The 15996-nt window shown below is 38.7% G+C and carries 12 protein-coding genes; 2 read left to right on the forward strand and 10 right to left on the reverse strand.

Annotated features, from left to right (window positions below):
• Positions 1 to 138: 138 nt before the first annotated feature.
• The 10 genes from lpdA to ACWPVF_RS04855 all read right to left on the reverse strand — a co-directional run bounded on the left by lpdA (position 139) and on the right by ACWPVF_RS04855 (position 10827).
• Positions 139 to 1842, reverse strand: a complete 1704-nt coding sequence (gene lpdA, locus ACWPVF_RS04810) for a dihydrolipoyl dehydrogenase (RefSeq protein WP_045616130.1) — start codon at positions 1840 to 1842, stop codon at positions 139 to 141.
• A gap of 39 nt (positions 1843 to 1881) precedes the next feature.
• Positions 1882 to 2925 (reverse strand): dihydrolipoamide acetyltransferase, encoded by a 1044-nt coding sequence (locus ACWPVF_RS04815; RefSeq protein ID WP_045616132.1) that lies wholly within the window; start codon positions 2923 to 2925, stop codon positions 1882 to 1884.
• A 421-nt stretch (positions 2926 to 3346) separates the two neighbouring features.
• Positions 3347 to 4339 (reverse strand): alpha-ketoacid dehydrogenase subunit beta, encoded by a 993-nt coding sequence (locus ACWPVF_RS04820; protein WP_006150669.1) that lies wholly within the window; start codon positions 4337 to 4339, stop codon positions 3347 to 3349.
• 16 nt (positions 4340 to 4355) lie between these two features.
• Positions 4356 to 5324, reverse strand: a complete 969-nt coding sequence (locus tag ACWPVF_RS04825; protein WP_045616134.1) for a thiamine pyrophosphate-dependent dehydrogenase E1 component subunit alpha — start codon at positions 5322 to 5324, stop codon at positions 4356 to 4358.
• Positions 5325 to 5505: 181 nt separating this feature from the next.
• Positions 5506 to 6846 carry an MATE family efflux transporter gene (locus ACWPVF_RS04830; RefSeq protein ID WP_454385012.1) on the reverse strand — a complete coding sequence of 447 codons (1341 nt, stop codon included), beginning with the start codon at positions 6844 to 6846 and terminating at the stop codon, positions 5506 to 5508.
• 42 nt (positions 6847 to 6888) lie between these two features.
• Positions 6889 to 8157 carry a dihydroorotase gene (locus ACWPVF_RS04835; protein ID WP_045616139.1) on the reverse strand — a complete coding sequence of 423 codons (1269 nt, stop codon included), beginning with the start codon at positions 8155 to 8157 and terminating at the stop codon, positions 6889 to 6891.
• Positions 8158 to 8169: 12 nt separating this feature from the next.
• Positions 8170 to 8634 (reverse strand): NUDIX hydrolase, encoded by a 465-nt coding sequence (locus ACWPVF_RS04840; RefSeq protein ID WP_001135775.1) that lies wholly within the window; start codon positions 8632 to 8634, stop codon positions 8170 to 8172.
• Positions 8635 to 8643: 9 nt separating this feature from the next.
• Positions 8644 to 9297, reverse strand: coding sequence for a uracil-DNA glycosylase (locus tag ACWPVF_RS04845; RefSeq protein ID WP_414307930.1), 654 nt, complete (start codon positions 9295 to 9297; stop codon positions 8644 to 8646).
• Positions 9298 to 9308: 11 nt separating this feature from the next.
• On the reverse strand, positions 9309 to 10064 hold the full coding sequence (locus ACWPVF_RS04850; protein ID WP_045616188.1) for a DUF4336 domain-containing protein: 756 nt from the start codon (positions 10062 to 10064) through the stop codon (positions 9309 to 9311).
• A gap of 70 nt (positions 10065 to 10134) precedes the next feature.
• Positions 10135 to 10827, reverse strand: a complete 693-nt coding sequence (locus ACWPVF_RS04855; RefSeq protein ID WP_414307683.1) for a YjjG family noncanonical pyrimidine nucleotidase — start codon at positions 10825 to 10827, stop codon at positions 10135 to 10137.
• A 386-nt stretch (positions 10828 to 11213) separates the two neighbouring features.
• Between ACWPVF_RS04855 and ACWPVF_RS04860 the strand changes: the two genes are divergently transcribed.
• Both ACWPVF_RS04860 and ACWPVF_RS04865 read left to right on the forward strand, forming a co-directional pair.
• The gene (locus tag ACWPVF_RS04860; protein ID WP_454385015.1) at positions 11214 to 13526 is read left to right on the forward strand and encodes an Ig-like domain-containing protein; all 2313 of its coding nucleotides are present in this window, start codon (positions 11214 to 11216) and stop codon (positions 13524 to 13526) included.
• A 355-nt stretch (positions 13527 to 13881) separates the two neighbouring features.
• On the forward strand, positions 13882 to 15915 hold the full coding sequence (locus tag ACWPVF_RS04865; RefSeq protein ID WP_454385017.1) for a collagen binding domain-containing protein: 2034 nt from the start codon (positions 13882 to 13884) through the stop codon (positions 15913 to 15915).
• The last annotated feature ends 81 nt before the right edge of the window (positions 15916 to 15996 follow it).

A 15996-nucleotide genomic window follows, 5' to 3' on the forward strand; every position in this document is an offset into this window, starting at 1 on the left:
GTGGTAAAAAGAAATGTAACGATAACACGTTACATTTCTCGGAAAAATTGAGACAAGAGGCTCAATTTTAAGGCATGGAACTCTAATAGAGGTCGCTGCCGTCCGTACTACTTTAAGAAAATTTAGTTAAAAACTTATTTATTTTTTCTTAGGTGAATGGATGGCCATTCCAAGAACATCAGCAAATGCTTCGTACATAACTTCTGAGTATGTTGGGTGTCCGTGGATTGTCTTAAGCATTTCTTCAACAGTGATTTCCATTTCAATGATACTTGACGCTTCATTGATCAACTCTGCTGCTGCAGGACCAATGATATGAACACCAAGGATTTCACCATATTTCTTGTCTGCAATGACTTTAACGAAACCTTGAGCCGCATCTGATGCAATGGCACGACCGTTAGCCGCAAAGTTGAATTTACCAATTTGAACATCATATTTTTCACGAGCTTGTTCTTCTGTCAAACCAACTGCTGCTACTTCTGGAAGTGTGTAGATAGCTGCAGGAGTTAAGTTCAATTTGGCAACAGCGTGGTTTCCTTTAAGGGCATTTTCAGCGGCAACTTCACCCATACGGAAGGCAGCGTGAGCCAACATCTTAGTACCGTTGATATCACCTGGTGCATAGATACCTGGAACAGAAGTTTCCATGTATTCATTAACCTTGATACGACCACGGTCTAATTCAAACTCAACATCTCCGATACCTTCAAGATCTGGAACACGACCGATTGAAAGAAGGGCTTTATCCGCGATGATATCATCTTTTCCTTCAACCTTGATACGGAGCTTGCCATCTTCTTCGATAATTTCTTGGAGTTTTGTATCAGTCAAGATTGTCATACCTTTACGTTCAAGGATTAAACGAAGGTTCTTAGATACTTCCGCATCCATAGCTGGAACAATACGATCCATCATTTCGATAACAGTAACTTTTGAACCAAATGTCATGAAAGCTTGTCCAAGTTCGATTCCGACAACACCGCCACCAATGATGACAAGGCTTTCTGGAACTTCGTTCATTTCAAGGATATCATCACTAGTCATCACAAGAGATGATTCCATACCAGGAACGTTGATTTTGCTTACTTTTGAACCACCAGCAAGGATGATCTTCTTAGTTTCAAGCAATTCAGAACCATTTACCAAGACATTCTTATCTTTAGTAATAGTACCGATACCTTTATGAACATCAACGCCGTAGCTACGAAGTAGTCCTGCAACACCACCAACAAGAGTATTAACAACTTTAGATTTTGTTTCTAAAAGTTTGTCCATATCAACTGTGAAGTTAGGATTTTCAATCACGATACCTCGATTTGCAGCATGACCGATATTCTCGATAATTTCAGCGTTATGGAGGTAAGTCTTAGTTGGGATACATCCGCGGTTCAAGCATGTTCCACCAAGTTCAGATTTCTCAACAAGAGCAACCTTACCACCTAATTGAGCTGCTTTAATAGCAGATACATAACCAGCAGGTCCACCACCAATAACAACGATATCGTAAGCATCATCGCTCTTACCATCATCGTTTGAAGCACTTGCAGCAGGTGCTGGACTAGCTTCAGGTGCTGCTGCGCCAGCTGTTGGGATATTTTCCCCTTCCTCACCAAGATAACCGATAACTTCAGTAACAGGAACAGTTTCACCATCACCTTTAAGGATAGCGATCAAGTATCCATCTTCTTCTGCTTCTAATTCCATGCTGACTTTGTCAGTCATGATTTCCAAAAGGATTTCTCCTTCTTTTACAAATTCTCCGACTTTTTTATTCCATTGGACGATTTGTCCTTCTGTCATATCCACGCCGGCTTTTGGCATAATTACTTCTAAGGCCATATCTTACTTCCTTTATCTATATTTCTAATAATAAATACTTTAAACCAACATTGAGATTGGGTTTTCAATCAAAGCTTTCAGGTCTTTCATAAACTTAGCACCAGCCATACCATCTACGACACGGTGGTCAATTGTCAATCCAAGACTCATAATTGGACGAATCACGATTTCACCATTTACTACAACAGGTTTTTCAACTGTTGAGCTAACACCGAGGATGGCTGAGTTCGGTTGGTTGATGATAGGACCAAATGATTGAACACCAAACATTCCCAAGTTACTGATAGTGAAAGTTGAATTTTGCAATTCGCTAGGAGCTAGTTTACCATCCAAAGTACGTCCGATAACATCTTTAAATGCAACAACCAATTCAGACAAGGTCATCTTTTCAGCATTGTAGACAACTGGTGTCATAAGACCATTATCCATACCAACAGCCATCGCAAGGTTGACGTAGTTGTGGGTGATAATTGTCTTACCATCTTCCGTTAATGACGCGTTAATGTATGGGTGTTTCATAAGAGTCTTAACAACCGCTAGAGAAAGCAAGTCTGTAACAGTGATTTTCTTACCAGTTGCTTCCATAATTGGATCAAGAACTTTCTTACGAAGGGCAAGCAATTCAGACATATCTACATCATAGTTAAGCGTAAAGGTTGGAGCAGTTAAGTATGACTCAACCATACGTTGAGCAATAACCTTACGCATAGGAGTCATCGGAATGCGTTCGATTTCTCCATAAGGCGTTACGTTGTCTGGAACTTCTTCCACTTTCTCAATTTGAGCAGGTGATTTAATGGTGTCATTTTCGATATTTTCAGGAAGATAGGCCAAAACGTCCTTCTTCATGATTTTACCACGATGACCTGTTCCTTGGATTTCTTGCCAAGCAATATTATGTTCTAATGCAATTCGTTTTGCGAGTGGTGAAATGCGAACCACGTTAGTGTCTTTATATGTTTCCACGTCTTCTTTGTGGACACGACCGTTTGCGCCTGAGCCAGAAATGTCATAGAGATTAATTCCTAAATCATCCGCTAATTTTCTAGCTGCAGGAGTCGCTCTTAGCTTATCATCAGCCATGACCTCTCCTATTCTATTTATGATGCAAAGGGCATCAAAAGTCACAGTGAAAATGGGAAAATTGACGAAGAAACTTTAGTTTCTAAGAAAGTTTATCTTTTTCACACAGACTTTAGCCCGAGTTCATTTTTAAGATATCAAGAACGTAGAGGACAAAGAAAAAATAGGAGATTGAGGCTGTGTTCGATGAACACAAGGAAATCTATCTTTTTTCACAGTCCTCCGTCCGGATTCAATTCTACAAGCAACTTGGATACACACGTATCTCAAGTTGCTACGATTGCCGCTATCAGGCGGTCAACCTAGTAGACTTACTAATTCGTTCGTCGAATAGAATCGATTCGACTCACTCATGTCGCATTTTATCTATTTCAAAATGAAAGATAAAACCACGAATATGTTACATAATTTATTTTATGTATTATTGTTTGTTATGAGTTTTACGGATTGCATCTTTGATGCTTTCAACTGTCGGAATCATTGCATTTTCAAGATTTTGTGCATAAGGCATTGGTACATCCTCACCTGCACAACGGCGAATAGGTGCATCTAAATAATCGAACGCTTCTGATTCTGAAATAATAGCTGAGATTTCACCGATAAAACCACTTGTCTTGTGGGCATCGTTGACAAGAACTACTTTTCCAGTCTTCTTAACTGAATTAATAATGATGTCTTTATCAAGTGGAACCAAAGTACGTGGGTCTACTACTTCTACTGAGATGCCTTCTTCGGCCAATTCTTCAGCTGCTTGCATAACACGACGAAGCATTTTTCCGTATGTTACTACTGTTACATCAGTTCCTTCACGTTTGATTTCTCCGACACCAAGTGGGATAGTATAGTCTGGGTCAACAGGTACTTCACCTTTTTGGTTAAATTCTGATTTGTATTCAAGAATGATAACAGGGTTGTTGTCACGGATAGAAGACTTAAGAAGTCCCTTCATATCAGCTGGTGTACCTGGAGCTACAACCTTCAATCCTGGGATATGCGTAAACCAAGATTCCAATGATTGTGAGTGTTGAGCTGCAGAACCAACTCCATTACCGGCCGCACAGCGGATTGTCATTGGTACTTGCCCTTTTCCACCAAACATGTAACGAGTTTTAGCTGCTTGGTTGACGATATTATCCATGGCAATAACTGAAAAGTCCATGAAAGTCATATCAACGATTGGACGAAGTCCAGTCATAGCAGCACCAGCAGCAGCACCAGAAATTGCAGCTTCTGAAATTGGACAGTCACGTACACGTTCTGGTCCAAATTCTTCAAGCATACCTACAGATGTACCAAAGTCTCCACCAAAGACACCGACATCTTCACCCATCAAGAGTACATTTTCATCACGACGCATTTCCTCAGACATTGCAAGGATAATGGTATCGCGGAAAGACATTAATTTTGTTTCCATATTTCTCTACTTCTCCTTAGTCTGCGTAAATATCTTCAAAAGCTGATTCTAGTGGAGGGAATGGACTTTCTTCTGCAAACTTAACAGATGCTTCCACTGCTTCCTTGACTTGAGCCTGAATTTCTTCAAGTTCTTCTGCACTAGCAATTTTATTTTCGACTAGGTACTTGCGGAGGTTTTCGATTGGATCTTTTTCCTTCCACTCATCGACTTCTTCACGTGTACGGTATTTACCAGGGTCTGATGATGAGTGACCAAGCCAACGGTAAGTTACGCTTTCGATTAAGACAGGGCCTTTACCAGAACGAACATGGTCAACTGCTTTCTTAAATCCTTCATATACATCAATTACATTGTTTCCGTCAGGAATAAACATACCAGGAATACCGTAAGCAGCGCTACGCTCGTGAATATGCTGAACATTAGTCATTTTCTTGATGTCAGCAGAAATTCCATAACCGTTATTGATACAGTAGAAAATAACTGGAAGATTCCAAATTGAGGCCATATTAACAGCTTCGTGGAATACACCTTCGTTAGTCGCTCCATCACCAAAGAAGCAGACAACGATTTTACCAGTATTTTTCATTTGTTGAGTAAGGGCAGCACCTACTGCAATCCCCATACCACCACCAACAATACCGTTGGCACCAAGGTTACCTGCATCAAGGTCAGCGATGTGCATTGATCCACCTTTACCTTTACAAGTTCCAGTATACTTACCAAGGATTTCAGCCATCATACCATTAAGGTCGATTCCTTTAGCAATGGCTTGACCGTGACCACGGTGGTTTGATGTGATAAGGTCATCTTCATTAAGAGCTAACATAGCCCCAACGTTAGCAGCCTCCTCACCAACAGAAAAGTGCGTCATTCCTGGCACTTTCCCTTTTTTTACTAATTGAGCAATTTTTAAATCCATACGACGAATTTCTTCCATCTTACGGAACATCTCAAGCAAAAGATTTTTATCTAAAGTTGACATAATCTTGCCTTTCTATGTTTAATTTCTTACATTTCTATTCTAACTTATAGGTTAATGAGAGTCAAAGAATATGCTTGCTATTTTTTCACAATATAAAAAAAGAAAAGTCAATGAAATCAAGACTTTTCTTTACATAAAATGACTATTTCACAAAGTGATTTTCAAGGATACTTTCAACGAATTATTTGAATCTTTTCATAATAACTTGTAAACGCCACTGATAGAGTAAACCACTGATTACTAAACTTATGATAAGACCAATCCAGTACGAATAAGCGCCTAGATTTGTCGAATAGTCCAAAAGCCATCCAAGAGGAATAGCTACCCCCCAGTAACCAAGGAGACCGAGATAGAAAGGTATGCCTGTATCTTTATAGCCTCGTAAAATACCTTGTAACGGAGCAGCAAATGTATCAGCCAACTGGAAAAATAGGCTATAGGTCATAAAACTTGCAGATAATTGAATAAATTCAGGATCATAACCGTAAAGTCTCGCAACATTTTCTCGGAAAATATACAAAAAGGAGAGAGTCAAAACTGCGAATACCATAGCAGATAAACGCCCAATTTTGATGTATTTCTTAGCATCTTCTAGCCTTTTGGCTCCAACTTCGTAAGACACCACAATCGCCATTGCTGTTGAAATACTCATAGGAAAGGCGTACATGAGAGATGAAAAGTTCATAGCAGACTGATGACTAGCTATTATCAATGATGAAAACTTCGCCATAATCAAGCCAACTGATGAAAAAATAGCAACCTCTGCAAATACGGTTCCACCTATCGGTAGTCCTAATCTAATTGCTTCTTTTATCTTAGCCTTATCTAAGGGTAAACGTTTCTCTAAATGCAGCTCTTTCAGTTTTTCTTGTTTAAGAAGAACTAGTATAGAAATTAACAACAAAGCCCAATAAGCCAAGGAAGTCCCAAGTCCTGCTCCTGCACCTCCTAACTCAGGTAAACCAAAGGCTCCATAGATTAGTAAATAGTTAAAACCACTATTGAGAGGTAGCAATAAAAGCATTAAATACATGGATAGTTTGGTCAGTCCCAGCGCATCAAGTAATGAACGAATAACACTAAAGAGTAAAAGTGGAATAATCCCGATTGCTAAAAACCATAGATAGCGTACTGCTATATCAGCTACTGCTGCTTCTAAACCCATATTGTTTAGAATTAGTGGCGCAGCAAGAAAAACTAAAGCAAATAGAACAATTGATAAACCAAGTGAAAGATAAAGAAATTGATAAAAATCAGAAGCCACTTCATTTTTCTTTCCTCGACCCAAATGATGTCCAACTATAGGAACCAAGGCTGAGACAATACCAGTTAGGAAGGTGAAAAAGGGATTCCATAGACTTGTCGCCATTGATACCCCAGCCAAATCTATAGTATTATACTGGCCAGTCATGGTCGTATCGACAAAAGAAGCGGAATAATTGGCAAATTGATAGACTAGAATTGGAAAGAAAATCTTAAGAAATAAGATAAATTTGTCTTTAAAATGATGGGTTGGGTACATATCGTCTCTCTCTAATTAATGATTCGAAAGAGCAGATTTCACCTAGTTCTTATAGACAATCTGTCCATTACAGATTGTGTATTTGACCTGCCCTTTCAAAGATTCACCGATAAATGGTGAATTCGCTGCTTTAGAAGCAAAATGACTATCCACGATTCGGTCCGCTTTATCATCAAAAATTGTAATATCCGCTGGACCGTTTTCTGATAGATAACCTGCTTCAAAGTTATAAAGTTTTGCTGGGTTGTAGGACATTTTTTCTAACAATTGCATTAAACTCAACTCGCCAGCTTCCACCAAATAGGTTAAACCTAGTGACAAAGAAGTTTCCAAGCCTGTCATACCTGATGGCGCTTTGGTAATATCCTCAACATTTTTCTCGTCAGCATGGTGAGGCGCGTGGTCAGTAGCAATGACAGAAATGACTCCAGATTTTAAACCTTCAATGACAGCACGACGGTCTGATTCCAAACGAAGAGGTGGATTCATCTTAGCGTTACTTCCTTTAGTCAAAAGCAGAGCTTCAGTCTTCGAAAAATGCTGTGGAGCAACTTCTGCAGTTACGTTTGCTCCCATATTTTGAGCAAACTCTACAACTTTAACACTCTCTTCCTTAGACAAATGCTGGATATGAACATGGGCTTTTGTTGCATAGGCGATCATGACATCACGTGCAATCATTGCATACTCTGCAACCCCTGTAGCGCCACAAATATGGAAGTGTTCTTTAGCAATGTTTTCATTAAAACCTAGCGTACCATTAAGACCAGGATCTTCTTCGTGCAGACTGATAAAAGTGTTGAGTTTTTTAGCCTCTTCCATAGCTTCTTTAACTACTTTACTACTTTCAAGAGGAATTCCGTCATCAGAAAAACCAACTGCCCCTGCTTCTAAAAGGGCTTTAAAATCAGTTAAGTCTTGACCATTAAAGTTTTTGGTAATTGTAGCCACAGACTTAACGTTAATTTTTTCCTTGGCTGCTGATTGAAGAACTTCCTCTAAAGTCTCAACATCGGAGATAGTTGGATTGGTATTAGCCATCATAACGACAGTTGTAAAACCACCTGCAGCTGCTGCTAAAGCACCTGTATGAATGTCTTCTTTATGTGTTTGACCTGGTTCACGGAAATGAACATGGATATCTACCAATCCAGGTGCTACAACTAAGCCTGTTGCATCAATGACTTCTGCACCTTCTTCACTAATTTGTGATGCAATTTTTATAATTTTCCCTTCATCAACCAAAACATCACAAACTTGATCCAAACCAGACTTTGGATCCATTACACGGCCATTTTTGATTAGTAACATATCTATACTCCTTTACTCGTAGAAATCCACTTGTGTGTCCAATAATTTATCACCATCATAGACAAACTTGGCTGAAAAGAAGGGTTTATCCTCTAAGAGCCACTCAACAAAGGTGTGGTCACCTTCCCAGGTCGGCTTGCTAAGAACTTCATCATAAGGAACCCATTCTAAGGTACCTTCATTACAATCAATCAATTCACCCTCAAATTCAGTCACCTTAAATACATAGGTGTACCAGTCTAAATCTGGTGTGAATTCAGGAAAAGTGATAACTCCCTTTAAAACCGGCTTAGCCTTCAACCCTGTTTCTTCTAATATCTCACGTGCAGCACATTCTTGTGGAGTTTCCCCGCGTTCTAACTTACCACCTACACCGATCCATTTTCCTTCATGAACATCATTAGGCTTTTTATTGCGATGAAGCATGAGCAATTCTTTTCCATTATCAATATAGCAAATTGTCGCTAACTGAGGCATTTTCTCTCCTTATCTAAGCCATTCGATTGGCTCTTGTCCTGTCTCTTTTAAAAATGCATTGGCCTTAGAAAAAGGCTTGGAACCCCAAAATCCTCTGTAAACAGAAAGAGGACTTGGATGGGCTGATTCGATAATCAAGTGGTGAGGGTTGGTAACCAAGGCCTTCTTTTTACGTGCATATGCTCCCCAGAGTACAAAGACCACTGACCTATCTAGATCATTGACAACCCGAATCACGGCATCAGTAAAAGGCTCCCATATCTGCCCAGCATGACCATTGGCCTGCCCAGCAGGAACCGTCAAGCAAGCATTGAGAAGTAAGACACCTTGCTCAGCCCAAGACGTTAAATCATGGGACTTCTTAGCTCCGATGTCATCCGACAATTCTTTCAAGATATTTTGCAAGGACGGCGGCGCTGGGATAGCATCGGGTACAGAAAAACTCAAACCCTGCGCTTGATCTGGCCCATGATAGGGGTCTTGCCCTAGAATCACCACCTTCACTTCTTCAAGCGGTGTTGTCAAGAGAGCCTGAAAAACCTTCTCCTTAGGTGGATAAACAGTTCCCTGAGCATAGACCTGTTCCATAAATTGATTGATTTTCCCAAAATAACCTTCAGGTAATTGCTCCTTAATCAAAGCATGCCAAGATGAGTGTTGCATCGCCAACTCCTTTATCGTATCCATCTAAAGGCACGTCTTAATTCATCCGTACCATTTTTAAAAAAGCATAAACCATGTGCAAGAATGATCTTATCCGGTTTCCAGTTTAACATACGGGCAAAGGAAACCTTTGCTTCCCTTTGCCTTCCTATAAAAGTCATCCGATAGTCAATAGGAGTTTGACCATCAGGAGCTGTTACACGAGCTAAACGATAGAATCTTCTGCGAATTGGACTAGCTATTTTTTCAGGTTCAAAATTCTCTATAAGGTCTGTTAAAATAAGTGTTTTAGTTGATTTATGAAAAAACACCACCTCTTCGATGACAGAACTTCCCTTAAAAATAAGCTGTTCAATCTCATCAGACCATAGGTCGGGAGCCATATCTGTTAAAGGAGCATCAAATTTTACCTTGACATTCTGACTTTTCGCTCTCTCTTCAACTCCTGGACTAGACCATGCTTGTGCATGAGGATATCTTTTTCTCCAATCTGAAATATAGGCGTAGTGAATCTTATTTGGTGAAATCAGGTAAGCGACTTTGCCCAAAGCGTCCAGTTCAGTAAACAGTCCCTCATTTGGCGCAATCGGAGAGTGAATCCAAAGTTTGCCATCATTTAACTTAACCACCGTCATACGTGTCTGAAAAGGAAGTTTGAAGATCTTCACGTCCATTTGAATCAAATCACCATCTACTATCCAGATATTTTGATCAACTTCCTTTAGTGAATACAACGGTTCATAAAGAGAAAGAATTGGCCTAGACATCATTTACTGCTACCGCTCCTTCATTTATACTGCCTCTATTATAGCAAAAAGTGGCTATCTAAACCACTTTTTACAATTTATCTAAGATTTCTAGCAAAGCCTGATAAGAGTCGACTTCATAAGTTGGATGAGCTTGGGTCATATTTTCCAGATGATGAGGATTGTACCAGATAGTATCGATGCCAGCATTATTCCCCCCCTGAATATCAGCTGATAAGGAGTCGCCAATCATAAGGGCATGATCTTTATCAAAGTTAGGGATTCGAGCTCCAATTTTCTCATAAAATGCTGCATCTGGTTTTTGGGTATGGAGTTGCTCTGAAATGAAGATTTCCTTGAAAAATGGTGCAATACCAGATTGTTCCAAACGTCCTGTCTGAATAAAGGTAATTCCATTTGTAGCACCATAGAGTTCATAGCCCTTTCTTATCAATTTTTTTAATAAATCTTCTACACCTGGGAAAGTCTGCCCCTGTTTCGATAGGAAAAACTGGTAGCGCCCTGCTAAGTAGGCCCCATCTTTTTCAATACCAAAATGAGCAAACAATTTTGCAAAACGTGTATTGACCAATTCTTTTTTTGTAATCTTTTTTAGCTCCAAGTCCTTCCAAAGTAATTTGTTCATAGGTACATAATAATTCTTGTACGCTTGGATATCCTCTACTCCTTCTTCTTCTAAGAGTTGCGTCAGAGCTATATCCTCACCAGCATCAAAATCGAGTAGTGTGTGATCTAGGTCGAAAAGTAAAAATTTATAATACAATTTAGAAATTTTCCTTTCTAAAAATACATTTAAAATATTATAGCATAATTGCATATCTATAGACAAATAGCTATTGCAATTAGCAATGATTACATAAAATAAGTTTTTGTTAAACGAATATCAACTTTTAAAGCTATAGAAATTATTTAAAAATTTCTTAAAAAAATATATACTCAACTTCCATTTCACATATTTAAATTTGCTGTTAATATTATTTTGTGCTATAATTCACTATGTAGGAATTTTTAGTTCTAGACTAGAAGGAGGAGTGTTAAAAAAGTCTATAAAATTAAACTACAAGATATTTAATCAACTATTGCTTAAAGTTAGAAAATACAATTTCTTAACTTTTAAATTTATTATTATTTATAAGAGGGAAGATTATAATGAGTAATAAGAAAAAATTTAGTATTTTCTCATTTTTGATTTGCGTTCTGACAACTATTTTCGTTTTTAGTTTTAATAAAACTTTTGCTGAAACTCCTGAGGTTTCAGTATCTGGAAAATTCGTAGATACAATCAAAAATGTTAAAGTATCAAATAATGAAGGCGGAGACCTCAACTGGGACTTGCAACAGTGGGCAACCTTCCGAATTAATGCCGATTATGATTTATCTGGGAAGAATGTTAAAGCTGGAGATTCAACTGTCGTTACAGTTCCGGATGCTTTAATGATTACTTCAACTTCGTTTAAGATTCGTGATATCAATACAAATGAAATCATTGCGAACGCTGATGTAAACCCAGATAATAAATCCATTACAATTACCTATACAGATTATGTTGAAAAACACTCAGATACAAGTGGAAATTTCTTCTTCTATGCTCGTATAGATTTCAAAAAACACCCACAAAAAGGTGAGGTACCGGTAGAAATCACCATTAACAAAGAAACAAAAGTTGCTGGTAAAGTTTCATTTACAGGTATCGGAGACGGCAACCCAAGACTTTTAACAAAGACTAGCTGGGTTAATAGTGGAAATCATAAAGAAGTTCAATACACAATTTCTGTCAATCGTAACAAACAAAATATCAAGGGTGTAACAATTGAAGATCACTTGAGATTTACTAATGCATCCTATGTAAAAGATAGTATCAAAGTTATCAAAGGTAAGTTTTCTTACGAAACTGGTGAGTGGGTATTCTCTAATCGCGTCGACGTAACTGATCAACACAAGATAACAATCAGTGAAGATGGACAATCATTTGTTATTGATTTAGGTGATATTACTGATCAAGATCAATACCGTATCGATTATAAAGTACAATTGAATTATGAACCTATAGATGGTGAACTTTTGAAAAACGAGGCAACTCTTAAAGGTAAAGAGATTGAGAGCAAAGATGTAACTAACATTGCTGCAGTTCAAATTGCTGGTGGTGCTGGTGTTGGTTATGTGTACTCAATCAATATTCATAAAGTAGATGATGCAAATCAACCTCTTAAAGGTGCTAAGTTTAGAGTTGTTCGTCAAGCAAATAATCAAGTTATTGGTGAGTTTGAGTCAGATGAAAATGGTAACATTGCAGTTAACAAATTGTTAAAAGATAAGTATATCTTAACTGAAATTGAAGCTCCTTCTGGTCACGTTATTAAAGACGCTGATACTGTAGTTAATGTTGAAGATTTTGGAACAGATCACGCAGTTACAAAAACAATCGTGAATCCGAAAGAAGAAACCACTACTACTGAAGCAACTACGACTTCTACAACTACAACAACAGAAGCTCCTACAACAACAGAAGCTCCTACAACAACAGAAGCTCCTACAACAACAGAAGCTCCTACAACAACAGAAGCTCCTACAACGACAGAAGCTCCTACAACGACAGAAGCTCCTACAACAACAGAAGCTCCTACAACAACAGAAGCTCCTACAACAACAGAAGCTCCTACAACGACAGAAGCTCCTACAACAACAGAAGCTCCTACAACAACAGAAGCTCCTACAACGACAGAAGCTCCTACAACGACAGAAGCTCCTACAACGACAGAAGCTCCTACAACGACAGAAGCTCCTACAACAACAGAAGCTCCTACAACGACAGAAGCTCCTACAACAACAGAAGCTCCTACAACAACAGAAGCTCCTACAACAACAGAAGCTCCTACAACAACAGAAGCTCCTACAACGACAGAAGCTCCTACAACAACAGAAGCTCCTACAACGACAGAAGCTCCTACAACGACAGAAGCTCCTACAACAACAGAAGCTCCTACAACAACAGAAGCTCCTACAACGACAGAAGCTCCTACAACGACAGAAGCTCCTACAACGACAGAAGCTCCTACAACAACAGAAGCTCCTACAACGACAGAAGCTCCTACAACGACAGAAGCTCCTACAACAACAGAAGCTCCTACAACGACAGAAGCTCCTACAACGACAGAAGCTCCTACAACAACAGAAGCTCCTACAACAACAGAAGCTCCTACAACAACAGAAGCTCCTACAACGACAGAAGCTCCTACAACGACAGAAGCTCCTACAACGACAGAAGCTCCTACAACTTCGGTAACTACTACTGAAGCAACTACAACTCCTTCATCAACTTCCGAAACAACAACTAAGGAAGACAAGCCAGGGCTTCCAAATACAGGTGAAAGTAAAGGAACATTGATTACAATCATTGGAGCTGTAACTCTAATTTCATCAATCGTTGCCATTGCATTTTTTCGAAATAAAGGAAAAAAATAAAAGTAAGATAAAATAAAAGTTGATTGATTATCTAAAAGGACTATTTAACAAAAATAGTCCTTTTTCTTTTCCAAATTAATGAATCATTTTCTACAAACATTGTTAAAATAAATGTTTTAATTTTTTCAGTGAATTTAATATTATTTTATACTTAAAACAGTTAATTGTTTGAAATTTTATTTATTTGTGATACAATTCACTTTATAGGATATTTTTTTGATAATTGACTAGTAGGAGGTGTGTTTTTAATAGTGTTGTCTTGAAAAAGTAACCTATAAAGTTATGCATATATTTGTAAGTTTTGGTAATAACATACAAATATATGTGAAAATTTGGAGACAAATAGGAGAAGAAGATGAAAAAAAATAATCTAAGTAGACTTGCAAAAGTCTTCTTTCTTGTATTTTTACCATTATTATTCATAGTATTTTCGCAATCTGATGTGGTAAAAGCTGGAGATGTCAGTAACAACATTAGTTCGCTGACTGTTTCATCAAATGAAATTACAGATGGAGGACAAACATCTGTTAAATTTACATTTGACGAACACGTACAAAAAATCCAACCAGGTGATACATTAAAAGTTAATTGGACTAGTTCTGGTACAGTCTTTGGGGTTGGTTTTAAAAAGACTATTCCTCTAAGTATTGACGGAACTTACGTTGGAGACATGGTCATTACTGATGGCTCTGCAACTGTTACTTTCAATGAAGCTATCAAAAACCTTCAAAACATCCGTGGTTGGGGTGAATTTGAGATTGAAGGTCATAACAATACAGCAACTGATAAAGAACATGTTGGTAAATTTACTATTATCAGTGGAGTTAAGACCGTAGATTTAAACGTTAAAAAAATGGCTACTGGTGTTAATAGCGCTCCATTCTATCTCAAAGCAGGTGATATGCACGCTGACGATCCTGAACACATTCTTTGGGTATTAACCATCAATGCAATGAACTTAGAAGTGGACGGCGACGTTCGTGTCGAAGACGAAGTTCAAGGCGGACACAAATTAGTGCCAGACAGCTTTAAAATTACAACAACAGGAAACAAACCTGGCTACTATTCTGGCGCTACAGCGATTGAAGATTTCAAAGCAGCGTTCCCTGGATCAACATTTACAGTGGATGCTTCAGGAAAATTTGTAGTTACGATTCCTAAAGACCTTATCAACAAGACCGGCGTTCTTATTTTCTACCAAACTAAAGTAGAGAATGAAAATCAAAAGAAATTCTTGAACAATACTAAAGTATGGTATCAAGTCAAAGGTGAACAAGCAGTTATTGCCAAGGTAGTGAACGCTTCGGTAGCTAATATTAACGCAAACGGTGGTGTGGATGGCGATCAGACTTCAACTATAACAACTACTACTGAAACAACTACGACTTCTACAACTACAACAACAGAAGCTCCTACAACAACAGAAGCTCCTACAACAACAGAAGCTCCTACAACAACAGAAGCTCCTACAACGACAGAAGCTCCTACAACGACAGAAGCTCCTACAACGACAGAAGCTCCTACAACAACAGAAGCTCCTACAACAACAGAAGCTCCTACAACAACAGAAGCTCCTACAACGACAGAAGCTCCTACAACAACAGAAGCTCCTACAACAACAGAAGCTCCTACAACAACAGAAGCTCCTACAACGACAGAAGCTCCTACAACGACAGAAGCTCCTACAACAACAGAAGCTCCTACAACGACAGAAGCTCCTACAACAACAGAAGCTCCTACAACAACAGAAGCTCCTACAACAACAGAAGCTCCTACAACAACAGAAGCTCCTACAACGACAGAAGCTCCTACAACAACAGAAGCTCCTACAACGACAGAAGCTCCTACAACGACAGAAGCTCCTACAACAACAGAAGCTCCTACAACAACAGAAGCTCCTACAACGACAGAAGCTCCTACAACGACAGAAGCTCCTACAACGACAGAAGCTCCTACAACGACAGAAGCTCCTACAACGACAGAAGCTCCTACAACGACAGAAGCTCCTACAACAACAGAAGCTCCTACAACGACAGAAGCTCCTACAACGACAGAAGCTCCTACAACAACAGAAGCTCCTACAACAACAGAAGCTCCTACAACAACAGAAGCTCCTACAACGACAGAAGCTCCTACAACGACAGAAGCTCCTACAACGACAGAAGCTCCTACAACGACAGAAGCTCCTACAACTTCGGTAACTACTACTGAAGCAACTACAACTCCTTCATCAACTTCCGAAACAACAACTAAGGAAGACAAGCCAGGGCTTCCAAATACAGGTGAAAGTAAAGGAACATTGATTACAATCATTGGAGCTGTAACTCTAATTTCATCAATCGTCCTAGTAGCATTCTTGCATAAGTCAAAAAAGATTAATATAAATTAGGAACTTAAAGAGGATTTACTTTTAATGAGTAAATTCTTTTTTATATTTCTGATTAACAATAAAAAATCGATAACTGTTTAT

The sequence above is a fragment of the Streptococcus sp. Marseille-Q7087 genome, assembly GCF_965111935.1.

What these genes read in the sequence shown, in the direction of transcription:
- ACWPVF_RS04860 (WP_454385015.1), top strand. Translation starts at nt 11,214, where the DNA reads ATGAGTAATAAGAAAAAATTTAGTATTTTCTCATTTTTGATTTGCGTT.
- lpdA (WP_045616130.1), bottom strand. Translation starts at nt 1,842, where the DNA reads ATGGCCTTAGAAGTAATTATGCCAAAAGCCGGCGTGGATATGACAGAA.
- ACWPVF_RS04865 (WP_454385017.1), top strand. Translation starts at nt 13,882, where the DNA reads ATGAAAAAAAATAATCTAAGTAGACTTGCAAAAGTCTTCTTTCTTGTA.
- ACWPVF_RS04825 (WP_045616134.1), bottom strand. Translation starts at nt 5,324, where the DNA reads ATGTCAACTTTAGATAAAAATCTTTTGCTTGAGATGTTCCGTAAGATG.
- ACWPVF_RS04830 (WP_454385012.1), bottom strand. Translation starts at nt 6,846, where the DNA reads ATGTACCCAACCCATCATTTTAAAGACAAATTTATCTTATTTCTTAAG.
- ACWPVF_RS04850 (WP_045616188.1), bottom strand. Translation starts at nt 10,064, where the DNA reads ATGTCTAGGCCAATTCTTTCTCTTTATGAACCGTTGTATTCACTAAAG.
- ACWPVF_RS04845 (WP_414307930.1), bottom strand. Translation starts at nt 9,297, where the DNA reads ATGCAACACTCATCTTGGCATGCTTTGATTAAGGAGCAATTACCTGAA.
- ACWPVF_RS04820 (WP_006150669.1), bottom strand. Translation starts at nt 4,339, where the DNA reads ATGGAAACAAAATTAATGTCTTTCCGCGATACCATTATCCTTGCAATG.
- ACWPVF_RS04815 (WP_045616132.1), bottom strand. Translation starts at nt 2,925, where the DNA reads ATGGCTGATGATAAGCTAAGAGCGACTCCTGCAGCTAGAAAATTAGCG.
- ACWPVF_RS04835 (WP_045616139.1), bottom strand. Translation starts at nt 8,157, where the DNA reads ATGTTACTAATCAAAAATGGCCGTGTAATGGATCCAAAGTCTGGTTTG.
- ACWPVF_RS04840 (WP_001135775.1), bottom strand. Translation starts at nt 8,634, where the DNA reads ATGCCTCAGTTAGCGACAATTTGCTATATTGATAATGGAAAAGAATTG.